The 24,799-nt window shown below is 48.0% G+C and carries 27 protein-coding genes; 23 read left to right on the top strand and 4 right to left on the bottom strand.

The features are described 5' to 3' along the window. Positions 1-85: 85 nt before the first annotated feature. From DCC85_RS13405 to metG, 4 genes are all read left to right on the top strand, one after another. Positions 86-2,350, top strand: coding sequence for a stalk domain-containing protein (locus DCC85_RS13405; protein ID WP_108466053.1), 2,265 nt, complete (start codon positions 86-88; stop codon positions 2,348-2,350). 152 nt (positions 2,351-2,502) lie between these two features. Continuing rightward, positions 2,503-2,964: a Fur family transcriptional regulator gene (locus DCC85_RS13400; RefSeq protein ID WP_108466052.1), complete on the top strand. Its 462-nt coding sequence runs from the start codon at positions 2,503-2,505 to the stop codon at positions 2,962-2,964. Beyond that, positions 2,964-3,236 carry a membrane protein insertion efficiency factor YidD gene (gene yidD, locus DCC85_RS13395; protein WP_108466051.1) on the top strand — a complete coding sequence of 91 codons (273 nt, stop codon included), beginning with the start codon at positions 2,964-2,966 and terminating at the stop codon, positions 3,234-3,236. The genes DCC85_RS13400 and yidD overlap by 1 nt, the downstream gene beginning before the upstream one ends. A 446-nt stretch (positions 3,237-3,682) precedes the next feature. Next, positions 3,683-5,692 (top strand): methionine--tRNA ligase, encoded by a 2,010-nt coding sequence (gene metG, locus DCC85_RS13390; protein ID WP_108466050.1) that lies wholly within the window; start codon positions 3,683-3,685, stop codon positions 5,690-5,692. 93 nt (positions 5,693-5,785) lie between these two features. Here the strand turns inward: metG and DCC85_RS13385 are convergent, their stop codons facing one another. Next, a complete protein-coding gene (locus DCC85_RS13385; RefSeq protein WP_108466049.1) occupies positions 5,786-6,595 on the bottom strand; it encodes an undecaprenyl-diphosphate phosphatase in 810 nt (269 codons plus the stop codon). A 181-nt stretch (positions 6,596-6,776) separates the two neighbouring features. Here DCC85_RS13385 and DCC85_RS13380 point away from each other — a divergent pair, with 181 nt between their 5' ends. Continuing rightward, the gene (locus DCC85_RS13380) at positions 6,777-7,490 is read left to right on the top strand and encodes a cytochrome c biogenesis CcdA family protein (protein ID WP_108466048.1); all 714 of its coding nucleotides are present in this window, start codon (positions 6,777-6,779) and stop codon (positions 7,488-7,490) included. Positions 7,491-7,492: 2 nt separating this feature from the next. On the opposite strand, the gene splB is transcribed toward DCC85_RS13380, so the two are convergent. Then, positions 7,493-8,569 (bottom strand): spore photoproduct lyase, encoded by a 1,077-nt coding sequence (gene splB, locus DCC85_RS13375; protein ID WP_108466047.1) that lies wholly within the window; start codon positions 8,567-8,569, stop codon positions 7,493-7,495. Positions 8,570-8,790: 221 nt separating this feature from the next. Here splB and mntR point away from each other — a divergent pair, with 221 nt between their 5' ends. The 3 genes from mntR (at position 8,791) to DCC85_RS13360 (ending at position 11,970) form a co-directional block, all read left to right on the top strand. After that, positions 8,791-9,216 carry a transcriptional regulator MntR gene (gene mntR, locus DCC85_RS13370; RefSeq protein WP_108466046.1) on the top strand — a complete coding sequence of 142 codons (426 nt, stop codon included), beginning with the start codon at positions 8,791-8,793 and terminating at the stop codon, positions 9,214-9,216. Between the two features lie 67 nt (positions 9,217-9,283). Continuing rightward, complete coding sequence (locus DCC85_RS13365; RefSeq protein ID WP_108466045.1) at positions 9,284-10,900, top strand: family 10 glycosylhydrolase; 1,617 nt, start codon at positions 9,284-9,286, stop codon at positions 10,898-10,900. Positions 10,901-11,004: 104 nt separating this feature from the next. Further along, positions 11,005-11,970, top strand: a complete 966-nt coding sequence (locus tag DCC85_RS13360; protein ID WP_108466044.1) for a patatin-like phospholipase family protein — start codon at positions 11,005-11,007, stop codon at positions 11,968-11,970. A 6-nt stretch (positions 11,971-11,976) separates the two neighbouring features. Here the strand turns inward: DCC85_RS13360 and DCC85_RS13355 are convergent, their stop codons facing one another. Together DCC85_RS13355 and DCC85_RS13350 are read right to left on the bottom strand one after the other, a co-directional pair. Next, positions 11,977-12,303, bottom strand: a complete 327-nt coding sequence (locus tag DCC85_RS13355; protein WP_108466043.1) for a hypothetical protein — start codon at positions 12,301-12,303, stop codon at positions 11,977-11,979. A gap of 7 nt (positions 12,304-12,310) precedes the next feature. Next, complete coding sequence (locus tag DCC85_RS13350; protein ID WP_108466042.1) at positions 12,311-13,306, bottom strand: DUF1385 domain-containing protein; 996 nt, start codon at positions 13,304-13,306, stop codon at positions 12,311-12,313. 171 nt (positions 13,307-13,477) lie between these two features. Between DCC85_RS13350 and DCC85_RS13345 the strand changes: the two genes are divergently transcribed. From DCC85_RS13345 to accB, 15 genes are all read left to right on the top strand, one after another. Next, a complete protein-coding gene (locus DCC85_RS13345) occupies positions 13,478-13,975 on the top strand; it encodes a YqhR family membrane protein (RefSeq protein WP_234414167.1) in 498 nt (165 codons plus the stop codon). A gap of 77 nt (positions 13,976-14,052) precedes the next feature. Next, positions 14,053-14,496, top strand: coding sequence for a type II 3-dehydroquinate dehydratase (aroQ, locus tag DCC85_RS13340; protein WP_108466040.1), 444 nt, complete (start codon positions 14,053-14,055; stop codon positions 14,494-14,496). 12 nt (positions 14,497-14,508) lie between these two features. Beyond that, on the top strand, positions 14,509-15,582 hold the full coding sequence (locus tag DCC85_RS13335) for a M24 family metallopeptidase (protein ID WP_108466039.1): 1,074 nt from the start codon (positions 14,509-14,511) through the stop codon (positions 15,580-15,582). An 83-nt stretch (positions 15,583-15,665) separates the two neighbouring features. Further along, positions 15,666-16,223 (top strand): elongation factor P, encoded by a 558-nt coding sequence (gene efp / locus DCC85_RS13330; RefSeq protein ID WP_108466038.1) that lies wholly within the window; start codon positions 15,666-15,668, stop codon positions 16,221-16,223. A 202-nt stretch (positions 16,224-16,425) separates the two neighbouring features. Next, positions 16,426-17,679 (top strand): aspartate kinase, encoded by a 1,254-nt coding sequence (locus tag DCC85_RS13325; RefSeq protein ID WP_108466037.1) that lies wholly within the window; start codon positions 16,426-16,428, stop codon positions 17,677-17,679. Between the two features lie 148 nt (positions 17,680-17,827). Beyond that, positions 17,828-18,097, top strand: coding sequence for a YqhV family protein (locus DCC85_RS13320; RefSeq protein ID WP_442789544.1), 270 nt, complete (start codon positions 17,828-17,830; stop codon positions 18,095-18,097). Between the two features lie 110 nt (positions 18,098-18,207). Further along, on the top strand, positions 18,208-19,206 hold the full coding sequence (spoIIIAA, locus tag DCC85_RS13315; RefSeq protein ID WP_108466035.1) for a stage III sporulation protein AA: 999 nt from the start codon (positions 18,208-18,210) through the stop codon (positions 19,204-19,206). Next, on the top strand, positions 19,199-19,717 hold the full coding sequence (gene spoIIIAB / locus DCC85_RS13310) for a stage III sporulation protein SpoIIIAB (RefSeq protein WP_108466034.1): 519 nt from the start codon (positions 19,199-19,201) through the stop codon (positions 19,715-19,717). Before spoIIIAA ends, spoIIIAB begins: the two co-directional genes overlap by 8 nt. A gap of 56 nt (positions 19,718-19,773) precedes the next feature. Further along, complete coding sequence (spoIIIAC, locus tag DCC85_RS13305; RefSeq protein ID WP_108466033.1) at positions 19,774-19,977, top strand: stage III sporulation protein AC; 204 nt, start codon at positions 19,774-19,776, stop codon at positions 19,975-19,977. A 10-nt stretch (positions 19,978-19,987) separates the two neighbouring features. Further along, positions 19,988-20,377, top strand: coding sequence for a stage III sporulation protein AD (spoIIIAD, locus tag DCC85_RS13300; protein WP_108466032.1), 390 nt, complete (start codon positions 19,988-19,990; stop codon positions 20,375-20,377). Positions 20,378-20,392: 15 nt separating this feature from the next. After that, positions 20,393-21,589, top strand: a complete 1,197-nt coding sequence (gene spoIIIAE, locus DCC85_RS13295; RefSeq protein WP_234414166.1) for a stage III sporulation protein AE — start codon at positions 20,393-20,395, stop codon at positions 21,587-21,589. Positions 21,590-21,609: 20 nt separating this feature from the next. Next, positions 21,610-22,425: a stage III sporulation protein AF gene (gene spoIIIAF, locus DCC85_RS13290; protein ID WP_108466031.1), complete on the top strand. Its 816-nt coding sequence runs from the start codon at positions 21,610-21,612 to the stop codon at positions 22,423-22,425. A 15-nt stretch (positions 22,426-22,440) separates the two neighbouring features. Then, positions 22,441-23,085 carry a stage III sporulation protein AG gene (spoIIIAG, locus tag DCC85_RS13285; RefSeq protein WP_108466030.1) on the top strand — a complete coding sequence of 215 codons (645 nt, stop codon included), beginning with the start codon at positions 22,441-22,443 and terminating at the stop codon, positions 23,083-23,085. 223 nt (positions 23,086-23,308) lie between these two features. Next, positions 23,309-24,112 (top strand): SpoIIIAH-like family protein, encoded by an 804-nt coding sequence (locus tag DCC85_RS13280; protein WP_108466029.1) that lies wholly within the window; start codon positions 23,309-23,311, stop codon positions 24,110-24,112. A gap of 189 nt (positions 24,113-24,301) precedes the next feature. Then, positions 24,302-24,793: an acetyl-CoA carboxylase biotin carboxyl carrier protein gene (gene accB, locus DCC85_RS13275; RefSeq protein ID WP_108466028.1), complete on the top strand. Its 492-nt coding sequence runs from the start codon at positions 24,302-24,304 to the stop codon at positions 24,791-24,793. Positions 24,794-24,799 lie beyond the last annotated feature (6 nt).

The following is a 24,799-nucleotide window of genomic DNA, read 5'->3' as shown; positions in this document are numbered from 1 at the left end:
ATTCAGCAACTTTTCCTTACTTTTGACGTTAAATTATATGGGGATTTAAAGAACGTAACAAAATGGGAGCAGAAGGAGCTTTATCATGAACTTCAAGAAATTAGTCGTGACTACTGTGTTAGCCTCAGCCCAAGTGGCGATGGTGATTCCTGCGGTAAACGCCCAGGAGGTAATTCATGGAACTGTGATTGAAACGAGAACTCCAGCAGCAGACAGTACTACAGATTTGGGGGATGTGCTGTCAGCAGCACCTGAAACTACATCTGATCCGGCAGCTCAGTCGGTTTCATCAGATCAACAGGCCAGTGGAGACCAAGAGCAGAACGGTGCAAAGCAGCCGGCTGATGCAACCACAGCACCAAATACCGGAGATTCAGCACAGGCGGGCGAGCCTGGTTCTGAGAATGGGGGGGCCCCTGCAAATTCTTCTACAACCACAGACAGCAGCACTCTGGTAGATCAGGGTCAGTCTTCTGGTCAACTTATTCTTATGGTGAATAGCAATAAAATGTATCAAAACGGGCAAACGTTTACGGCAGCCGAGCCAATGGCGGCCAAGAACGGCGTATCCTATGTAGCAATCAGATCTCTGGTCAACCGCGTAGGACTAAACATCTCGTATGACAGTAAGACCAAAGAAACCGTGATTAAGCGTGGCGGAGATGAATTAAGATTTAAACTAAACAGCAATACTTACAAGGTTAATGGGGTCAAGAAGACCATGGCGGGGAAATCCTATTCTACGAAGAATAATGTCTTCATGGTTCCATTAACTTCGATTACTAAGGCGCTTGATCTCCCTTACAAATTCGATGCTAAGGGAAAACGAGTGATTGTGGAAGTATCCACCAAGCCTGTCGCCAAGTTCAAAGTAACGCCATCTGAAATTGTTGCCGGACAGACTCAGGTTACATATCAGACGGAATACAGCTCTCCAACCGGTCAAGATATTGTTCAAGAGCGCTGGGAAGGTCGTGAAGACGTCTTTGCTAATCCGGGTACCTATGTTGTAGCGTACAGCGTGATGGATGCCAGCGGACAGTGGAGTGATCCATATTCCTTAACGATAAATGTTGTGAAGCCGCATACCCCGCCGGTAGCTGCTTTTACTACGGACAAAGATACCTATAAGATGGGCGAACTTGTTACTTATACGAATCAGACTACCGATGAGCAGGGCTTGGATGGGATCACGTATACATGGGAGAACAACAAGCGGGCATTCTTCACTCCAGGTACCCAAACCATCCGCCTGACGGCTAAGAATAAATACGGCCTTACAAGTACGGTGGAGAAGACAGTAACCATTACAAATGAGACACTGTATACCGAGAGCGAGTTCAACCAACTCTTCACTCCGGTTGGGGAGAAGTATTCATTCAATGGATCGCAGGTTCCAAGCTGGGATAAGATTAATTATACCTTTACCACTGATCCTGTGACCCTAATTCGAAGCAACAGTCCGGAAACCAACTATACTGAAGGAATTCTGTATCGTGAGACTACGGTCGGAAAAGCGCGTATGATGATTCATCACTTGAATGCGACGGGCAAGGATATGAAGCTGTACGTGGTGGCTACTAATCCGAATACAAGTCCTGTGAATATCTTCCAGGAAACACTGGGAAGTGCAGGGCCGAGCAACAGTCCAACCGCGGCAGGGAAAATCTCACTCCTGCGCTATTTCACCTCAATGCAGACCAGAGAGATGGAGAAGGATATCACACTAGCTCCAGGAGAGCAGAAGATTATCTTCAACGATACTGCTGCTTCCAGTATGAAGCAGGGGGATACCATCTCGCTCCTCTCTGATTATTATACGGAATCCCCGGTTCAGTTTGATGTGATCATGATTGAGGCGGGCAGGGATCCGATTAAGGAATTTGCTACATTAAACATTATTCCACGAGATGGCATTCATAACCGTGGTACATACCCGGATGCAACACGTACGGTTCAGTATGATGAGCTTCTTGGAATCACCCCTTCACGGTTTATCCTTGGGGATGATTCAAGTGATCCCTTCCAACACGGGGTGGATGCTCCATATAATACAGAAGAACGGAATCTGGGTAACTTTGGCGTGCTGTACAAGATTAGAGCTTCGAGAGTCGCTCCGCACACGCTGATTACGTTCAACCCGCGCGGAGGAACTTATACCGGCTATGTTATGGTTAACGGCAAAATTGTAGGCTTGCCTAACTCCGGAACCCTGAGCAATCCTAGCGAAGGAGCTGTTCTATACCGGACCGGAGATCAGGAAGAGATGGTGGACTTTATCTTTACTCCATCGCTCGGCAGCAACTTGGCTGTCAATCTGCTATTCCAACCTTTACCAGAAACAAAATAGTTGTCATAAAATGTGGCAGCGCATGGAATTGAATTCCATGCGCTGCTTTTACTGTTGTTGCTTGCTTCATTGACGTGCCGGTTATTTTGCGGCATTATGATAATAGAGTACAAAACAGATGTAAAGAAATGCATGACAGGAGGGATGCCGCCATGCTGACGACAGATGAGATCATCGGTGTGATGTCCAGACAAGGACTGCGGATTACCGATCAAAGACGCACATTGGCTAAGCTGTTTGCAGAAAGTGATGGATATTTAACTCCAAAATCCGTTTATGAATATATGGGCAAGAAGTATAAGGGATTAAGCTTTGATACTGTGTACCGGAATTTGCGGGTCATGGAGGAACTTGGCGTGTTGGAGCAAATTGTGTTCGAGGATGGGCTAAAGTTCCGTGCCAGCTGCAATGAGGACGGGCACCATCACCATCATATGATCTGTTTAGGTTGTGAGAAGACCTATCCGATTCATTTTTGCCCAATGACCTTTGCAGATGCACCAGACCAATTTGAAGTGGTTAACCACAAATTCGAGGTGTTCGGTTACTGTAAGAATTGTAAGAACAACAAGGAAGCAGTAGCAGTTGCTGAGTCGGCAAAGGGGCAGCAGTAATGAAGGTGACCCGAAGAATCGTTCAGGGTCCGATTCATGTCTACCGTAAATTTATTTCGCCGCTTAAACCGCCAACCTGCCGTTTCTATCCCACTTGCTCGGCCTATGCCTTAGAGGCGATTGAAGTACATGGAGCCTTGAAGGGGTCCTGGTTGGCCGCTAAGCGAATCGCCAAATGCCACCCTTTTCATCCTGGAGGACTCGATCCTGTTCCACCTAGGCGTGGAAGGGAGGCTAAGGAGAACAAGCTGACCGGTGTGAAGCGCCCTTGACAGCCGGAGTAACATTTCATATATTTAAATCAAATAAAAACTGTATAGATTGAACTAAAGTTTTACATTGGATTTTTTGTTATCACGGTCTAATACTGTCCTATAACGTTCATTTCTTTAGTTCATTCTATATGGTTATAATTATTTCTCAGTGAACGGATGAGTACAAGGCACCACCAGTACAGAGAGCCGGGTGAGCTGCAAACCGGTCTGGCAGGACTTTGGAATATGGTCCGGGAGAGACTTCTTCCGAGTCTTTATTGAAAGGGTAAGGGAGGAGCGCGGAGTCCGGCGTTAATGGGCTGGTCCTAAAGAGGACTGACAAAGCCAGTGGTCTGTGAGGACCCTGGAAATTTGGGTGGTAACACGTGAGAATCTCTCGTCCCATTATGGGAACGGGAGTTTTTTTATTTTTTGAATCCAAAACAATTAGGAGGTATTCGTGTATGACTGAGAAGAAAACGTTCTACCTAACGACTCCAATCTACTATCCTAGTGACAAGCTGCATATTGGCCATGCTTATACAACCGTGGCAGGGGATGCAATGTCCCGTTACAAACGGCTGCGCGGCTATGATGTCCGCTTTCTGACGGGAACGGATGAGCATGGACAAAAGATTGAACAAAAGGCGAAGGAAGCAGGAAAGACTCCTCAGCAGTTTGTTGATGACATTGTAGTAGGTATTCAGGATCTTTGGAAGAAGCTTGATATTTCCCATGATGATTTTATTAGAACAACACAAGAGAGACATAAAGCAGTTGTACAGCAAATCTTTGACCAGCTGCTTGAACAGGGTGATATTTACAAGGGAGAATATGAAGGCTGGTACAGCATTCCTGATGAAACTTACTATACCGAAACCCAGCTTGTGGACGTTGAGAAAAATGAGAAGGGTGAAATTATCGGAGGGAAAAGTCCCGACAGCGGACATCCGGTAGAGCTTGTTAAGGAGGAATCTTATTTCTTCCGTATGAGCAAATATGCGGACCGCTTGCTGAAATTCTACGAAGAAAATCCGGAGTTTATTCAGCCAGAGTCCCGTAAGAATGAGATGATCAACAACTTCATTAAGCCTGGGCTTGAGGACTTGGCGGTCTCTCGTACAACGTTCGAGTGGGGAGTTAAAGTAAAAGGCGACCCTAAGCACGTCGTCTATGTATGGATTGATGCGCTGTCCAATTATATTACTGCTCTTGGGTATGGTACGGAGAATACGGAGCTGTACGACCGCTTCTGGCCAGCAGATGTGCATTTGGTGGGTAAGGAAATTGTCCGATTCCACACAATCTACTGGCCAATCATGCTGATGGCTCTTGGACTTCCACTTCCAAAGAAGGTGTTTGCACACGGCTGGTTGCTTATGAAGGGCGGGAAAATGTCCAAATCCAAGGGCAATGTAGTTGATCCGGTAACACTGATCGACCGTTATGGTCTGGATGCTACTCGTTATTACTTGCTGCGTGAGGTTCCGTTTGGTGCGGACGGAAGCTTCACACCGGAGAGCTTTGTAGAGCGTGTAAATTCGGATCTGGCCAATGATCTGGGCAATCTGCTGAATCGAACTGTGGCTATGCTGCAACGTTATTTTGATGGCGTGGTTCCTGCCTATCGTCCGAACTTGACTCCTTACGATGCGGACCTAACTGAGACAGCCCGCAGAACGGTAGAGAAAGTGGAAGAGGTTATGGAGAGAATGGAATTCTCGATTGCTCTTACTTCCATCGGACAGCTGATTAGCCGAACGAACAAGTATATTGATGAGACCCAGCCATGGGTGCTGGCCAAGGATGAAGCGAAGCGTGAGGAACTGGCTTCCGTTATGGTTCATCTTGTTGAGGCGCTGCGGATTGCGGCCATCTTGCTTCAGCCGTTCCTGACTCAATCGCCAGCTAAGATATGGCAGCAGCTTGGCATAGCGCAAGGGGAATTAACGGCATGGGAAAGTGCTAAATCCTTTGGATTAACCCCAGCTGGTACCCGTGTTGAGCAAGGGGAGCCGATCTTCCCGCGCCTGGATGTTGCAGAGGAGGTCGCTTATATCGCTGGAGCAATGACAGGCGGCGCTCCGGCTTCTGAGAATAAAGCCGCGGAAACTGCAAGCGAAGATAATGAGGAACTGCCGGAGCTTAAGGAGGAAATCGGGATTGATGATTTCGCCAAAATTGAGCTGCGTGTAGCTGAGGTTCTCGCAGCAGAGCCTGTGAAGAAAGCCGACAAGCTGCTGAAGCTGCAGTTGGATCTTGGCTTTGAACAGCGTCAGGTGGTTTCCGGTATCGCTAAATTCTATAAACCGGAGGAGCTGGTGGGTCGCAAGGTGATTGTGGTAACCAACTTGAAACCCGTGAAGCTGCGCGGTGAACTGTCCAGAGGCATGATCTTGGCCGCTTCGCATGGGGATCAGCTGACTCTGGCAACCGTTCCGGAAGGCATGCCAAATGGCGCTGTGGTTAAATAAGCCCCACACAAGTAGATAAATTAATTTATTGCATACAAAAAGCAGATGCCAAGTTACTGGGCATCTGCTTTTTGTATGGATTTTAGTTAAGGATTATAGAAAAATCAGTACGAATGCGCCGACAACGAAACAGTATAAAGATAGGACCTTCAGGTTTCCCTTCGCCATAATTCCCATAAACCATTTCATGGAGAAATAAGTAGTAAACAGAGTCGCGATGAACGCGGCGGCATAAGGGAGCATTAAGGTTCCTAGATCCGGATCGTTCAGCAGATCCTTCCCTTCTAGAATCATACCGCCAACACTCACAGGAATGTATAAGAAGAAGGAGAACTTCAGTGCAGTCTCCTGCTTCCACCCTAGCAGTAAGGAAGTAACAATGGTCGACCCGGAACGGCTGATACCGGGAATCAAAGCCACAGCCTGAGCAAGTCCAACCAAGAGGGTATCCCGGAACGATAAATCTTTGTCTGATTTTCGTCCACGAAGATTTCTAACAATCCACAGGGCTACCCCCGTGATCAGGAGAGCAATCCCGATTGTGGTCATACCTTTAAATACATCGCCGATAACATCACTGAACAAGGCTCCAAGAAGACCGGCAGGAATCGTAGCAATTATTAAATAGATGCCAAGCTTAAAGTCCGCTTTGTCTTCTTCAGAACGTTTGAATATGTATCTGAAGAAAGAGACGATTAATTTGATTAGATCATGCCGATAAATGAAAATAATGGCCAGCAGGGAAGCGGTGTTAACGAGAACCTCAAAGCTGAGACCTTCAATGTGCAGGCCGAACAGTCTTTCTACAATAATCAGATGGCCGCTTGATGATACAGGGATAGGTTCTGTAAACCCTTGAACGACCCCTAGAACAAAATATTTCAGCAACTCCCAAACATCCACAGTGGTTCCTCCTAAAATATGTATTATACCTTTTGCCACACAAGTTATAGTAACGGCTCTCAAACGACTTTGTCAAAATTCAAGTGATTTAGTAGTTTTTAGTTGAAACTCGCTGGGTAGAGGTTCTCGTCCTACGCTCTGTAACATATAGTTATAGTATTTACACAGGGGGAGATGAAGAATGGGAGATTTACATACAGGAGCGGCTCTGACTGCGGGCTTTCTTTCATTTCTATCTCCATGTGCCCTACCGCTATATCCTTCTTACTTGTCATATATTACAGGTTTGTCGCTAGGGAAGCTGCGTGAGGAAGGACACTCCCCGATGATCCGCAGTAAAATTCTGCTCCACACGCTTGCTTTCGTAGCTGGATTCTCCATTATTTTCTACTCACTGGGGTTTGGCGCAGGCATCATTGGAGAGTGGTTTACGGGTTATCGTGGGGTTGTCCGCATCATAGCAGGTGGAACGATCTTCTTCATGGGGATGGTTAGTCTGGGATTGCTGCGGCCAGGCTGGATTATGCGTGAAAGAAGAATAGGTTCTATGTGGAACCACGCCGGATATTTCGGCTCCTTCTTGTTTGGAATCGGCTTTGCCGCGGGCTGGTCCCCCTGTGTTGGACCCATCCTGGCTGGGATTATTGCGCTCGCCGCTGTACATCCTGCGTCATGGTTCGTGCTAATTACCGCCTACGCGGCCGGATTTGCATTGCCTTTCTTTGTCATGGCTATATATGTGGATTCAACAAAGTGGATCTCCCGCCATGCCGGTTGGCTGAATAAGGCCGGCGGCGGGATTATGCTTCTAATTGGTCTGGCGCTGATCTCCGGCAGAATGGCCCGGCTCAACGTATGGCTGCAGCAAATTACTCCAGACTGGCTTGTTCTATAAAATTAAGTGAAGTAGTCAATCGTAGCAGCAGGAAAGTGTTCAAAGATCTGTTCGGTAATAAATTCCCGTAAAGCGGTTTGTTGTTCATCGGGGTAAACATACTTGTACTGGCCATAACGGCCCCACTTCATTTTTCGCTTGGCGATATCCATGTCCAGCTTGGTCTTTGGATAGCGCTGCTCAATAACCCTTTTCGCTGTCTTGGTAAAGCGGTGCTGGATCATTTCGAACGTCATATCCTTCAGGGGCTCCCTGGGGAGTGCAGCCGCCAATCGTTCAAGTAAAGAGGCATAGCCATCTTCCCATCCTTCGTACCAAATGATAGGAGCAATAATGAAGCCAAGCGGATAGCCTGCCCGGGCAATCTTGCCTGCTGCTTCAATTCGTTCTTCAAAGCGGGAGGTGCCCGGTTCAAACTGCCGAATCACATAATCGGCATTAATGCTAAACCGGATTCGGGTATGACCATTGTGCTTTACATGAAGCAGAGGGTCGACATGGTGGTATTTTGTCACAAAGCGAAGCCTGCCGTATTCCTCATTCGCCATAAAGGTTATAAGCTCTTCCAAGGATCCTGTGATGTGCTCAAGGCCAACTGGATCAGAGGTACAGGCTGCTTCGAAGCGCGTAATTTCCGGAATTCTCTCGTTGATATAGTTTTTGGCAGCTCCGAGAATATCCTCTGTATTTACATATACGCGAATATATGGCTTAGCCCCCAGCGTTGTCTGCAAATAGCAGTAGTGACAATGTCCCATACAGCCTGTGGAGATCGGAATGGCGTACTCAGCCGAAGGCTTGGATTGGTCAAAAGTGAGCGTCTTGCGCACTCCGACGACAAGGGTTCGCTTGGCATTTTTGTATTTTTCCAAATCCGTCTCTCCAGGCAGGCCTGTAATCCTATTGTGAGAGCTCGTCATCTTATAAGGAATACCTTGAGACTGTACCCATTTCAGAATCCGTTCTCCTTTTGGATATTCAAGCGCCCCGGGCTCAAAATATGCAAAATCAGGGATAAAGGGCTTTGTTGGCTTAACAATTTTGGCTGGTCGTTCAGTCAAGCTAGTGTTCAAATTCATCGCTCCTTTTTCTCCAGAGATTTTGCCGCAGGCAGAGGGAGGTGGCGCTCTTAGTCTGTGCCCGCAAGAAGCTTATGAATCCTGCCAAAATTCACACAAAGTCTAAGAGCTCTTCGCGCCAGGACTTGCCAACAAGTTGCTCAAACATGTATCATTACTAGAGCAGAGAACCATCGGACAAAGGACTGTACCGAATGGAAATTTAGAAAAGAGGGAAGCAGATGCCAACGCCCAGTATGGAGGATTATTTGGAGCGCATCTATAAACTGATCGATGAGAAGGGCTATGCGCGCGTCTCGGATATTGCTGAAGGATTGGAGGTTCACCCATCGTCAGTTACCAAAATGATTCAGAAGCTGGATAAGGATGAGTACCTGATTTATGAGAAATATCGAGGCCTTGTTCTGACCAATAAGGGGAAAAAGGTGGGCAAGCGTCTGGTTGACAGGCACGCACTGCTCGAGGAATTTCTGACCATGATTGGCGTGCAGGAGGAGAATATCTACAAGGATGTTGAGGGGATTGAACACCATTTAAGCTGGGATTCCATTACCTGTATTGAGACACTTGTTGAATATTTCCGCAGGGATAGTACAAGGCTCCAAGATCTATCCGAAGTTCATAACGAGTTGATAGGCGGTTCGTAAAGTGGCATCTGTCCCGCGGGCAGATGTTTATTTATTTTAAATAAGATTTGGGGAGGAAATAACCAAAATGAAGTTCCGCAGATGGGTGATTCTGCCGCTGTTGATGTTGCTGGTACTGTCAAGCTGGAGCTTGCCTCCAAGTGCCAAAGCTGCTCCAATTACGATGCTAATGGATGGAAGGACACTAGAAAGCGATGTCCCTCCATTCATTAAGTCAAACACGGCCCTTGTGCCGCTCCGGGTTATCACCTCCGGGATTGGGGCCTCTATTAATTGGAACAAACAAACTCAGACGGTTGTCATCGAACGTGAAGGAGAGAGCATCTCCCTAACATTGGGTTCGAAGACGGCCAAAGTTAATGGAACAGCAGTCCTGCTTGATGTGCCTATGCAGGCGGTGCAGAATCGGACATTAGCGCCTCTGCGTTTTGTAGGCGAGCATTTGGGGCTCACGGTCAATTGGAATCAGGCATCCAACCAGATTACCCTAAATAGTGGCGGGGGGACATTACCGACGGTACCTCCGATTACGGTGCCTCAGCCAGGGGAAGGACAGTCAGGAACAAATCCTGCTCCTCAAGGAGAGATGCGCGGCGCTTGGATTGCATCCGCCTTCAACATTGATTGGCCAAGCACTTCTTCAATCGGAAATGCAGCCAAACAGAAGCAGGAATACATCAGCATGCTGGATGATCTGCAGAACGTAGGAATCAATGCAGTATTCGTTCAAGTCCGGCCGTCTGCGGACGCTCTTTATCCATCTTCATTGGTGCCGTGGTCACAATATCTAACCGGTAAGCAAGGGCAAAACCCAGGTTACGATCCGCTGGCTTTTATGATTGAGGAGACCCATAAGCGGGGAATGGAATTCCATGCCTGGTTCAATCCATTCCGTGCAAGCTCAAGTACAGATACTAGCAAGCTTGCGAAGAACCATGTAGCGATTCAGCATCCGGAGTGGATTGTTAAACAAGGGGGCAAATTATACATTAACCCTGGCATTCCTGCCGCGAGAGCTCACATTATTAGCGCGGTTATGGAGGTCGTTAACAATTACGATATAGATGGGGTGCATTTGGACGATTACTTCTACCCGTCCGGTGAGACGGCAAAGGATAAGTTTAACGATGATGCAACCTTCACAAGCTACAATTCTACAGGAATTAAGAATAAAGGGGATTGGCGGCGGGACAACATCAATCAGTTTGTTCAGCAGCTTGGAGCTAAGATTCATGCAGCCAAACCAGATGTCTCTTTCGGAATCAGCCCATTTGGCATTTGGCGCAACAAAGCAACCGATGTGACTGGATCGAATACGTCGGGAAATTCAGCTTATGACAGCATGTATGCCGATGCTCGCACATGGATTCGCAACTCCTATATCGACTATATTGCTCCCCAGGTGTATTGGAGCTTTTCCACTAAGAATGCACCCTACGACAAGGTGGTGGATTGGTGGGCTACCGAGGTGAAGGGGACTCCCGTTAAGCTGTATATTGGACATGCGCCTTATAAGGTAGGAACTCCTGAAGTAGGCTGGCAAACCGCTTCAGAGATTGTGAATCAATTGAAATACAACGAGCAATATGATCAGATCCAAGGCAGCATTTTCTATAGTGCAAGTTCGCTTCGCAAGAACCCATTAGGACTTATTTCTCTCTTAAAATCTTATTTCGGGCAATGAACTGAATTTTGATTGCTGCAAAGACATATATACAACCCTTATCTTCATACATCTACAGTAGCCACGGCGGCTGCTCATTTGTATGAGATGGGGGTTGTTTTATTATGCGGATTAACGCGGTATTTCAAGGCGGTGGCGTCAAAGGCATTTCCTTAGCCGGCGCGGTAAAAGCGGCGGAGCAGTCTGGGTTTAGCTTTAACCGGTTGGCAGGGACCTCCTCAGGCTCCATTGTGGCAGCCTTCTTGGCCGCAGGCTATACGGCAGATGAGCTGAAGACTTTAATTATGCAGACTTCGTTTGAGAGCTTCCTGCGAAGGGCTGCAATTTTCAACATAGCTGGAGTTGGACCAGCGCTTCGTGTACTGCTCAAGAAGGGTCTGTATTCCGGAGAGGCGCTGGAAAGGTGGATTAAGAAAGTGCTGGAGGAGAAGGGGATCCGTACGTTTGGAGATCTGGAGAAGGGGAAGCTGAGCATTGTAACCTCGGACATTACCAATGGTCGAATTCTGGTGCTGCCGGATGATCTCGACAAGCTGGGGATTCCATCCGCTTCCTTTGAAGTAGCCCATGCGGTGAGGATGAGCTGCAGTATCCCTTACTTCTTTGATCCTGTACTGCTGCGCCTACCTGTTCGACTCGCTAAGAGCAGGCCGTTCGCTGATCAATTTCTCCATATCGTCGACGGGGGTCTGCTGAGCAATCTTCCCTTATGGTTGTTTGACCAAAATGGGTTAAGAACTAATGGGGAGCTCATCCCTACGGTGGGTTTTATGATGGTAGGCAAGAATTCGGGGAGACCTCACCGGATTACGGGACCGGTCAGCATGCTCCAAGCTCTCGTCGAGACTATGCTCTCTGCCCATGATGAAAGATACATTGAGCAATCGAATCGCTACCGGACTATTAAAATTCCTACTCTGGGTATTGCTACGACCCAATTTGATATCAATCAAGAAGAAAGCCTGCAGCTTTATGAATCCGGACTTCTCGCCGGAAGCAGCTTCTTCAGAGACTGGAACAGTAAAGTCTATGAAGAACAATTCATAAAGTTCAGCAGGCTTGCTAAGTGATGTTTATTAATGATATTTGGGTGTATCCTCATCGTTCTTTCCCTTATTGCCATCAATGACCTGGAAAGGATAGCTTTTGCGCTTGCCCGTATTGGACGACATGGAAGAAGTACGCCGCTGCTGAGCAAGCTTGGCCGCCGTTCGAGCAGAAGGCTTAATCTTTGGTGTCTTTTGATATTTTTTTGGAGGATATTTATACAGCACATAGATTAGGCCAAACAGGATCAGCGGGATGAGAATGGAAATCAAGCCTTGTGTGGAAGACAAAGCTTCCGGAATCCCGATGATTGCCAGTGCGATAATGATCCAAAAAAAGACGGCTTGCTTCTTCATGACGTGATCACCCTTTCGCAGGATCTAATACTGTACTGCTAGCAACACTTTCTATTGGAGACTCCTTCTCAAGCTGGGCATCAAGCTCCAGCATACGGTTGAAGGAAGCGATAGAAACCTCCACTTGGTCGTCAGACGGCTCTTTGGTCGTTAGCAGCTGCAGCCATAATCCCGGATAGCCCAGAAAGCGAAGGACCGGGATATCCCGTACTGCATTCGTTAAGCGCAGCAGTTCAAAGGAAAGCCCGATGACAAGCGGCAGCAGCAGCAGACGAATGTATACCCGTTCCCACACGTTATCCCAATGGAAGAAAGAATACACGATGATGCCTACAATAACTGTGAAGATGATAAAGCTGCTCCCGCAGCGGTAATGCAGTCGTGTATATTTCTGAACGTTGGCTACGGTTAACTCTTCTCCCGCTTCATAAGCACTTATCACTTTATGCTCGGCACCGTGATATTGGAACAGTCGCTTAATCATAGGTGTCAGGGATAAAGCCCAGAGGTACCCGAGAAGCAGAATGATCTTGATGACGCCCTCGATCAAGGTATGGACAAAACGATTATCGTAAAGTCCCTGAAACAGAAACTGCTCAATGATAGCCGGTACTGCTGTCAGAACGATTTTGCCGAAGAGGAAGGAAAGAACACCTGCAACAGCTACACCAACAATCATGGTAAGCGAGAAGGAGGATTCCTCTTCCTCTTTCTCTTTGGCTCGCTCCGCGGGATCGGTCTGATCATCCGCCAGCGCTTCGGCCGAGTAGTTCAAGTGTTTAGATCCCTTGGCACTGGAATCAATAATGCTGACGATTCCTCGGATCAGAGGAATTTTGCGAAGGGTCTTTACCCACGACTTATCCTGCTTCGGAACCTCCAGATACGTAATTTCTCCATTATTGCGGCGGACAGCCGTAACGTTTACATGCTTTCCGCCAAACATAACTCCCTCAATGACAGCTTGGCCGCCATAGATGGCTGGTTTTGATTGCTGAGGCACAACTTCACCTTCCCTGATAATTGTTATGAAATGAACAACAGGTAAACCTGTGTTTCCATTGTAACGGACTTTTTCTTCAAATTCTAGTTGGTTAAAGGTATTTTGAAGTGCACATACTAAAGCCGTGGGTCGCAGGGCTTTTCTTAAGTGGTTTGGAAAGGGGTAATGACCGTGGCCGAAGAACATACAACAGATTCAGAAATCAAGACCAATCCGATTCGTTTTGCCATCCGGCTTGGATTCTTTGCCGGGTTGATCTGGGGAGCCGTTCACGGTTTTTTCTATTATATGCGTTTTACAGTGGTGATTCCAGGCTTTTTGGCCGAGCCCTTTTTTAAGCACAGCTTCCTGGTCACTAGACCTGGATATTATGTAGGGTGGCTAGTATTTATCTTATTCTCCATCGTTGCCTCGCTTCTATATACGCTGGTGCTGAGGAAAGTAAAGGGCCCATGGATGGGCATGTTCTATGGTCTGCTGTGGTTTGTGCTCATATATGCTTTGTTGTCTCCTGCACTGCATATGGCTCCTTTACTTTTTAAGATGGGGTGGAACAGTCTGATCAGTGAAGTCTGTTTGTTTCTGCTCTGGGGATTGTTTATTGGTTATACCGTGGCAACAGAGTATAACGATGAGCGATTTAGGGAGCCGAAGAAGGCTTTAGCCTAGGGAAAAAGCTTCTCAATCCTGTTCTTCCTATGTTAAAATAACTTTTGGTTATTTTATGTAGACTGGAGTGGTTACCGGTGAGCCGAATTTTACTGATGAACGGTCCTAACCTGAATATGCTAGGTATACGTGAACCAGGTATATACGGGGAATTGAGCCTTGCTGCTATTGAGGATCGGCTTAAGCGAAAAGCTGCCGACTTGGGCATCGAGCTCTCGTGTTTCCAATCCAATCATGAAGGAGCCCTGATTGACCGCATCCATGCGGCCTATGGGGAAACTGACGGGATCCTGTTAAATCCAGGTGCATTGACCCATTATAGCTATGCCCTACGGGATGCTCTGCAGACCGTGAGTATTCCAGTCGTTGAGGTACATATGTCCAACATCCATGCACGCGAGGAATTCCGACACACCTCAGTTATCGCGCCCGTGGCCGTTGGACAAATTGCCGGCTTTGGAGCGGACAGCTATGAACTGGGCCTAATTGCTCTTCACAAGCATTTGGAGAACAGGAGATAAGGAGACCTTAATATGGCTAATCAAAGAGTAAGCAAACTGCAAACAGCGCTGCAGGAGCGGAATTTGGATGCTGTGTTTATCACGAATCCGATCAACCGCAGATATTTGACCGGGTTTACCGGTTCATCCGGCTATGTGTTTATTACAGCGGATAAATCCTATTTTTTAACCGATTTTCGTTACACAACACAAGCGGCGGAACAAGCTGTCGGATTTGATATCATACAGCATGGCCCGGATGTTCTTGATACAGTCAAGGAGCTTTTTGAGACTGAAGGTGTCAAGCGTCTAGCATTTGAAGGGGACGACTTATCCTATTCAGTTCATGCTAAATATCAGCAAGCCTTACAAAAGGCCGAGTTGGTCTCGGTATCCGGCTTAGTAGAGGATCTTCGGATCATCAAAGATGAGGAAGAGCTGGCCGTGATGAAAGAGGCCGCCGAGCTTGCGGACCGCACCTTTATGCACATGCTAGATGTACTTAAGCCAGGTGTGAGTGAGCTCGAAGCCGCTGCAGAGCTGGAATTCTTTATGCGTAAGAACGGAGCAACTGGTCCATCCTTTGACACGATTATTGCATCCGGCGAGCGTTCGGCTCTTCCGCACGGTGTGGCAAGCAAGCGGATTATTCAGGCAGATGAATTTGTGACGATGGACTTTGGAGCTTTGTTCGAGGGATACTGCTCTGATATTACGCGCACTGTTGCCATCGGCAATCCTTCTGCGAAGCACCGGGAAATTTACGATATTGTGCTGGAAGCTCAGCTTTATACACTGGAGAATATTCGGCCTGGCATGACAGGACGCGAAGCAGATGCACTGGCAAGGGACATTATTACCCGATATGGATACGGGGAGCAATTTGGACACAGCACCGGACATGGTCTCGGCATGGAAGTGCATGAGGCGCCAAGACTCTCCAAGCTTAGCGACGATATTCTGAAGCCGGGAATGGTCGTTACGGTAGAGCCGGGAATCTATATCCCAGGCTTCGGCGGAGTCCGGATCGAGGACGATATTGTTATGACGGAGACCGGAATGCGGCGCCTTACGGAGTCAACCAAGGAACTGATTTCTCTTGGTTAATTGTTGTCCATTTGGAGATAGACTTTACTTCAGGTTTTAGTGTACTTTATATATTAGGCTGTTTATTTTGAGGAGGTTTTTTTGTGATTTCAGTAAATGATTTGAAGACAGGACTTACCGTGGAAGTGGAGGGAGATATCTTTACAGTTATTGACTTCCAACACGTAAAGCCAGGTAAGGGTGCTGCATTCGTTCGCACCAAGCTGAAGAACCTTCGCAACGGCAATACGGTAGAACGTACTTTCCGTGCAGGCGAGAACATCGGCCGTGCTCAAATTGAGAACCGCGATGTACAGTATTTGTATGCCAGCGGACAAGAACATGTATTCATGGATAATCAAACCTATGATCAGTTCAGTCTGACATCTGAGCAGTTGGAGTGGGAATTGAATTTCCTTAAAGAGAATATGAACGTGAAGATCGTTAGCTTCCAAGGCGAAATTCTTGGGATCAACCTGCCAACCAGCGTCGAGCTGAAGGTTGTTGAGACAGAGCCAGGAATTAAAGGGAATACAGCAACAGGTGCTACGAAGAACGCGAAGCTCGAAACGGGTCTGAACGTACAGGTACCTCTCTTCATTAACGAAGATGATGTTCTGCTGATTGATACTCGTGAAGGAAAATACGTATCCAGAGCATAGTTCTTCCAGCAATAGGACTTATCTTACTAGAGGTCCAGAGGGAAGTTCCTTTACCCATTGAGGGTAAAGGAACTTTTTTTAATGAATAAATCACCGGAAAAGAATAGCGTCTTTCCTAACTTTCGTATTATACTGAGGTAAAGCGTTACCGATAAACATAACATGCTTATTACAGGTTATGATGGAAATGGGAGTGGGTTATTTGGCTTTATACGTCATGAAATTTGGAGGAAGCTCTGTAGGAGATACAGAGCGGATGAAGCGGGTAGCACAGCGTGTAGTGGATAAGCAGAAGGAAGGGCATCAGTGCGTTGTGGTGGTTTCTGCGATGGGCGATACGACGGATGACTTGATTGATCAAGCCAAGCTGCTGAGTGAGGCGCCTCCCGCCAGAGAAATGGATATGCTCATGACCACGGGTGAGCAAATATCGATCGCTTTACTGTCTATTGCGCTGCATGAACTTGGAAGCAAGGCTGTGTCCTTTACAGGATGGCAGGCCGGCTTCCGCACAGAGGCGGAGTTCGGCCGCGCTCGAATCACCGACATTGACCCAGTTCGCGTGCAGCAGGCACTTGAAGATGGGCAGATCGTCGTTGTAGCCGGATTCCAAGGGATGACGGTTGAAGGTGAGATTACGACTTTTGGACGCGGCGGTTCGGATACGACAGCGGTGGCTATGGCAGCGGCAATTAAGGCTGATGTATGTGAAATCTATACAGACGTTGACGGGGTATACTCAACGGATCCAAGAATTGTCAAGTGCGCCCGGAAGCTGAATGAAATTTCATATGATGAAATGCTGGAGCTCGCCAATCTTGGGGCGGCAGTGCTTCATCCAAGAGCGGTGGAGTATGCTAAGCACCATCAAGTGAAGCTGGTTGTACGTTCCAGCTTTAATCATAATGAAGGCACGGTTGTGAAGGAGGAAGTTACTATGGAGCAGGGCGTTGTTGTTAGCGGAATTGCCTATGACAAAAATGTGGCCAGAATCAGTATTATCGGCGTATCCCATGTACCGGGGGTACTGGCTAAGGTATTCGGATCTTTGGCCGCAGCCAAGATCGATGTAGATATTATTGTACAGAGTGGTGTAACTGACGGAGAAGCTGATTTCTCCTTTACCGTTGCGCTGACAGACCGGGATCAGGCTCTCGAAGTTCTTAGAGAAATTCGTGAAGAGCTGCCTTACAAAGAGGTAACCACAGAGGATAATCTAGTAAAGGTGTCCATCGTAGGTGCAGGCATGGTCAGTCACCCAGGGGTGGCGGCTCAAATGTTCGATGTGATTTCAAAGCAAGGGGTTAACATCAGTATGGTCAGCACCTCGGAAATTAAAGTATCCTGTGTGATTGAGGCCGGAAAGCTGACAGAGGTTGTTCAGGCTCTGCATACAGCATATGGACTTGATACTTCGGAGCAGGCGTTTGTGGGCGGTCCAAAAGAACGCCGGTAAATTTAATAGACCAGCTTACTTTATACTTATACGAGGAAGATGTATGGCAGTTAGCCGTGCATCTTCCTTTTTTTTGTGCATGAAATCGGTGATAAATACTAACTTCATAGCATAACGATTTAATGAACATTCGGACAAGTAGGGGGAGATTAAACTGGATAAATTTGTGACATCGATGGCATCACTGAGGCTGCTGTCGGGTACGCTGGAGATTTTAGCGGCGCTATGGATGCTAAAGCTTGGAAGGGTCGACCAGGCACTCGCGGTCAATTCAGGCTTAGCCCTGGTTGGGCCAACTATTCTAATCTTAACGACCTCTATTGGACTGATTGGTATGGCGGATAAGCTGTCATGGGGGAAGATGATTTTTATTACGATCGGGGTTGCCTGTCTCTTAATCGGGATTTTGAAGAAATGATAGATTTGCAGTCATAAAGTAGAAGTACAAGCATAACATGTTACAGACACCATAGTTATAGTAAGAAATCTGGATCTAGATTCCAGTAATGACGAAGGGGCTGAGCTGAAATGAATGCGACATGGCTCACGGTGTTCCCGGAAAAAATCAAGCAGCTTCTGCAGCAGCTGTCTTCTTCCCTGTTCGAGCAGCTGGAAGAGATACGCTTTCGAGAGGGGCGTCCGTTTGAGCTCAATACAGGCGGCAGCTATTACTTCTTGACCCCGGAGGGAGGGCTCACCCGTGATCCCTCACAGGCTTATTGTCCTGACAGGGAGGAAGGGCGAAAGGTGCTTGATCTCATCACGAATCATTCCCTGTATACGATGGAAGAGGAGCTGAGAAAGGGCTTCATCACGCTCCCCGGAGGCCACCGTGTAGGTTTAGCAGGAAGGACTGTGCTGAGCGGGGGCAGGGTGGAGCATATCCGTGAGATCAGCAGCTTTAATTTGCGGATTGCCCGTGAAATACGAGGGGCCGCAACACCGCTTCTTAAGCACTTGCTAGATTTTAAGCGGAAGAACGTACTGCACACGCTGATCATCTCACCGCCTCAGCAGGGAAAGACGACCATGCTAAGAGATTTGGCACGTCAAATCAGCAGTGGCAGCTGGGGGCATTCCGAAGCCAAATGGTCAGGGCTTAAGGTGGCCATTGTGGATGAACGCTCTGAGATTGCAGGATGCAGGCAGGGAGTTCCTAGCTTTGATCTTGGTCCCAGAACGGACGTGATGGACGCCTGTCCCAAGGCGGAAGGCATGATGATGATGCTCCGCTCTATGTCGCCGGAAGTCATCATTGTGGATGAGATTGGCCGAGCAGAGGATGCAGCTGCTATTGCAGAAGCGCTTCACGCTGGAGTATCGGTAGTCGCAACCGTTCATGGTGCTGAGGTGGCAGAGGTGCTGAGTCGGCCATTCTTATCAAGCCTTGCGGAAGGCGCCTTCTTCCAGAGGTTTGTTATCCTCTCACGGGCTGAGCGCAAGCTTACCTTCCGGCTGCTGGATGGTAAACAGAGGCCTATGCTGCTTGAGGGTTCACCTTCCGGGGGAGGCTGGGGCTATGCTTAAAATCCTCGGAGCAGCCCTGATCCTCTTAGCTTCTACATTAGCCGGCTGGTGGAAGGCCAGCGGTTATGCTGCCAGACCTCATGAGATCAGGCGCTTGATCCTCGCCCTTCGGAGAATGGAGACTGAGATCGGCTATGGCTTTACCCCGCTTCCTGAAGCCTTTAGCCGGATTGGTGCCCAGAATCGCGAGCCCCTGCGCTCCCTCTTCATTGAGGCGGCCGAGGCCATGGGTCCACCGCGGAATTGGACGGCACAAGATAGCCTGCATCATGCGATTCGCGAACGCTGGAAGTACAGCTATATGAAGGCAGGAGAGCGGGATGTGATGTATCAGCTAGCATTTTCCCTTGGGACAAGCGATCGGAAGGATCAGCTGAATCATCTTGAGACAGCGATCAGACAGCTGGAGACGGAAGAAGCTGTAGCGCTGGAAGAGCAGAGGCGTTACGAGAAAATGTGCAGGAGCCTTGGGCTTCTAGCCGGCGCCTTCATCGTAATCTTGATCTATTAATGTCCGTATTCCTTCAGCGGAACGCTTACCAGGAACGGATCGCGAGGTGCCTATTGATGAACATAGATGTGAATGCAATTTTTCAAATTGCAGGAATTGGGATCATTATTGCTATGATTCACACCGTGCTTAAGCAGATGGGAAAAGAGGATATGGCGCATTGGGTAACGGTCATAGGCTTTGTGGTTGTGCTGTTTATGGTTGTTCGGCTGCTGGACAGCTTGTTTCAGGAAATCAAATCGATTTTTTTGTTCCAGTAGGTGAAGCATCGTGGAAATGATTCAAGTGGTGGGCCTGGGCCTGATTGCAGCCGTGCTGATCATGATCATCAAAGAACAGAAGCCGCTGTTCGCCTTTTTGATTACCATCTGTACAGGGGTCACGCTATTTCTATTCCTGGCCGGAAAGATCGGCTCGATTATCGGTACCTTTGAGGATCTGGCCGTTTCTGCGGGTGTCCAAGCCATCTATCTCAAGACCATTCTAAAAATCATAGGCATTGCCTATATCGCCGAATTTGGAGCACAAATTGTGCGGGATGCCGGGCAGGAAAGCATTGCTTCCAAGATTGAATTAGCGGGAAAAGTGTTGATTATGGTACTGGCTATACCCATCATCGGCATCATCATAGAGACGGTGATGAAGCTGATGCCCGCATAGAAATGGGGTCAACGGATGAAACGGCGGATCATGATACGCTTGGCAGGATTGACGCTGGCTTGTCTCCTTGCATTCGTCTTGCAACTTCTGATGCCGGGGAAAGCCGCAGCATATGCAGAGGAACCCTCTTCTTCTCAAGGACAAGTAGACGAGCTGCAGACCCAGCAGGTGGAGACATATTGGGAGCAGCTAATGAAGGAATACGGGGGGTTCTTCCCGGAAGGGCGCCTGCCTACCTTCAAAGAGATGCTGCTTTCACAGGGCGGCGGCTTCAGCATATCCTCAGGCTTGACAGGTCTTCTTCGCTATATGTGGCACGAAGTACTGTATAGCGGGCACATTCTGGTTACGATTGTGGTGCTCACGGTGATCAGCATGATGCTTGAGACGCTGCAGAGTGCTTTTGAAAAAGGAAATGTCGGCAAGGTCGCTTTTGCGATTTGCTATATGGTTATTTTGGTGTTAGCTGTTAATAGCTTTCACTCCGCGGTCGGGTACGCGACTCAAGCGATAACCGGAATGATCGATTTCATGATGGCGATGGTTCCCTTGCTGTTCACACTGCTCGCCTCGATGGGAAATGTAGTTACGGTTTCTGTGACCCACCCGCTTGTCGTCTTTATGGTCCACACGGTGGGAACATTGGTCCATGTCGTGGTGTTTCCCCTCTTGTTCTTCTCGGCGATCCTGCATATTGTCAGCTCCATGACAGACAAATATAAGCTGAACCAGCTGGCCAACCTTCTGCGAACCGTGGGAATGGGACTCCTAGGTGTGCTGCTTACCGTTTTCCTCGGTGTAATTTCGGTAAAAGGCGCTGCGGGCTCGGTAGCAGACGGAGTTACGCTTCGGACCGCTAAGTATCTCACAGGCAACTTTGTACCAGTTATTGGGAAAATGTTTGCAGATGCGACAGATACGGTGATATCCGCTTCCATCCTGGTAAAAAACTCTGTAGGGCTTGTGGGCGTTGCCATTATTTTGTTTCTGTGTGCGTTCCCAGCCATAAAAATCCTGACTTTGGCGCTCATTTACAATCTCGCCGCCGCCGTGATGCAGCCGCTGGGAGACTCCCCTGTGGTGACTTGTCTGGAGACAATCGGGAAAAGCATGCTCTACGTGTTTGCGGTGCTTGCTGCGGTAGGACTTATGTTCTTCCTGGCTATCACCATTATGCTGACTGCCGGTAACATCACCGTCATGATGCGGTAATAAGGAGTGAAGAAAATGTCATGATGACCTGGCTTGCGGATTGGTTGAAGGAGATCATCTTTGTCGTGTTGATCTCGGTATTTGCCGAGATGCTTCTCCCCAATCGCAGCATGGAGCGCTATGTAAAGCTGGTTGTCAGCATGCTGATCCTAATGACACTGCTTTCACCTCTCCTCAAGCTGTTTTCGGATGCTCCGGCGGAGCGGCTTGCAACGGTTCTAGCTGAACCCCATCCGCAGGGAGATGGAAGCTTGGAAGAGATCTTGAGACGGGGCGAAGAGCTAAAGAATTCGCAGCAGAAGGATACGATGGAATGGGCGGGTAGAGAAACGGCAGAGCAAATAAAACGTCAGATCGAAGCAGGTACAGGGCTGAATGTGGACAAAGTGGAAGTGAAGCTTGCGGTCAAGAAGGAGGCCGCCGAGGGGGAGGTTCCCGAATATGACAAGCCTACCATTACCTCAGTCAAAATCATGCTTGGAAAGCAGGCAAAAGAACCCACGCAGCAAGCTAAACAGGAATCATCGTCCTCGGCTTCCGGTGGGATTTCAACCACCCCTGAGGGAGTGAACGTCCCGAGAATTTCGGTAAAACAGGTTGAGCCGGTGGAAATTCAGGTTGGCTCCCCATCAGAAGAAAGTGAACCACGGGAGGGAGATAGTAAGGCCGTGATGAATTCGGCGGCTGAGCATACAGAAGACCAAGACCAGGTTAGGGTTCAGGGACAGGAACTTAAGGCAGTGAAGGAACGGATCTACGAGCTTATTGGGGGGAACTGGGGGATTGAGCGAAGTCTAATTCGCATTGTTCCCTGGACTGAGGATTCTTCAGGATAAGGGGGTGATGAAACGGTGAAATGGTTAAAGAAGCTGGAGCAGTGGCTTGGCAAGGGAAGCGATGGAGGCAAGAAGGTTCATACTTTCCGTCTGCTAATTATTATTGGATTGGTTGGGGCCGCATTCATGCTGTTTAATTCCTTTGTTCATATCAAAAAAGTTGATCCGGCTGGTGAAGGGCGGGAACCACCAATGGCAGCTTCAACCCTGCAATCTTCGTCCGATTCATCCTCTAGAGAAGGCGGGGGAGCTTTTGACCAAATTGAGGCAGAGCTGGAGGCGAAGACTAGAGATATTCTGGAGAAAATTGTTGGCGTAGGCTCGGTAGACGTCTTGGTTACGGTCGATTCTACAGAAGAGATCGTGGTTCAACGAAATATGAAGGACACCCAGCAGCTTACGGACGAGACGGATGCCGGTGGCGGCAAGAGGCATGTTACGGAATATACACGTGACGGGCAAATTGTTACCTATGAATCCTCGGGGAATCAGCAGCCGATTGTGACCAAAAAGGTGAAACCCAAGGTAAGAGGGGTACTCGTGGTTGCCAAGGGAGCGGAGAATAAAGTAGTTAAGCAGATGATTATTGATGCGGTGGAAAAAGGGCTCAATGTCTCGTCTTACCGAATATCCGTAGCTCCCAGAAAGCAGGTTGAATAAGGAGCGGGAAGCTCCATGATAATGATGCTTCCGAAGCGAGTTTTAATTGCGAAGAGAATCCTGGAGTAAAGCTCCAAAAGAATGATGCTTCCGAAGCGAGTTTTAATTGCGAAGAGAATCCATGGAGTAAAGCTCCAAAAGAATGATGCTTCCGAAGCAAGTTTTTATTGCGTAGCCATTTCAATGGAGTAAAGCTCCATAAAAACTTTTAGGAGGAACCAAAATGAAATCCAAAAGACAAACAATCTGGCTTGTATCCATGCTCAGCTTAATGGTCATTCTGTCAGCTTACTATTTGTTTACGGAAGATTCATCAACAAAGCTTCCCAAGACGGCGGACGGTCAGCAGGTAACGGCGGGCGACAAGGACGGAGGCGGGGCTGTCTCCATTGCAGACTCAGCAGCCGGGAACAGTGATGTTGTTGCTACAGAAGTAGAGAGCGGAGGTACGACAGCTGATCATCAAGACGCTGTTAAGGACAGTGAAGATAATGCTGGCACTGAAGCTAAGACAGACGGTGCTGTGAAGGGCGATTCCAAAGAGCAGACGGATAAATCTGGCGCTGACAAGTCAGGGACGGATAACAATGCCAAGGATAAGAAGGATGCAAAGGATACAGGAGCAAAAAGTGATGAGGATGTTCTTAAGCAGGTTGCATCTCAAGGAACGGCAGGCAGTGACCTGGTGACAAACTATCAATATGAGCGGATGGAGAATAATGCGAAGAAGGAAGAGCAGCTGCTGCAGACCATCAACGATCTGACCAAATCTGCCGATGAGAACGCGGCCGCACAGCAGGAGCTTAATGCGCTTCAAGACCGTGAAGCAAAAATTACAGATATTGAAGAGCAGTTGCAGCAGCAGTTGAAGACGAGTGCAGCGGTCACTGAACAGGATGATCAATATAAAGTCGTTGTTCTCAGCGACAAGCTGGATGCGAAGCAGGCAGTAAACATTGTGGATCTGGTAATTAAGCAGCTTGGGGTTACACAAGATAAGGTCAGTGTGCAGTATGTAACGCAATAAACGAATTAGAAAAATGGCGATTTTTGCTGGAAAAGCCCGGGTCCTTCCGGGCTCTTTCCATTTTAAACGATTGTGATATAATACATAAAGTTATGTTCTTGTCCAAGACTAAAGCTTTCAAGAACTCGCTGGCGCTTACCTCGCTTCCGGCGATATTCTTTTTTAAAGCTGAAGGAGTGAATACGTGAAATGTTCAAATTGAACGAAATTAAAGAATTGATAAAATTGGTTGATGAAACATCTATTCATGAATTGGAACTGGAGAATGAAGGTTCCCGTCTTACAATTCGCAAGCCGGGTAAAACTGAGTTTGTACAAGTCCAACCGGCTATGGTAAATGGAGGACAGCCAGTGTCTGTTCCAGCAGTGCATCCTGCCGTAAATACACCTGCCCCTGCTCAGACGAATGCAGCTGCAGCCCCTGCTGAGGCTGACGCTAATCTACATAAAATTGTGTCTCCGATGGTAGGGACTTTTTACCGTTCCTCTTCCCCGGAAGCTGCCCCATTTGTTAGCGTTGGGGATCGTGTCGGAGAGAAAACAACGGTGTGTATTATTGAAGCCATGAAGCTGATGAATGAGCTCGAAGCCGAGGTTAAAGGCGAGATCGTTGACATTCTGGTTGAGAATGGTCAGCTAGTGGAATTCGGACAACCCCTCTTTTTGGTAAAACCGGAATAACAAACC

Origin of the sequence: Paenibacillus sp. CAA11, assembly GCF_003060825.1 — a bacterium.
Taxonomy (GTDB): domain Bacteria; phylum Bacillota; class Bacilli; order Paenibacillales; family Paenibacillaceae; genus Fontibacillus.
The sequence above is the reverse complement of the archived record's forward strand: the minus strand, read 5'-3'. Positions and strand labels throughout refer to the sequence as shown.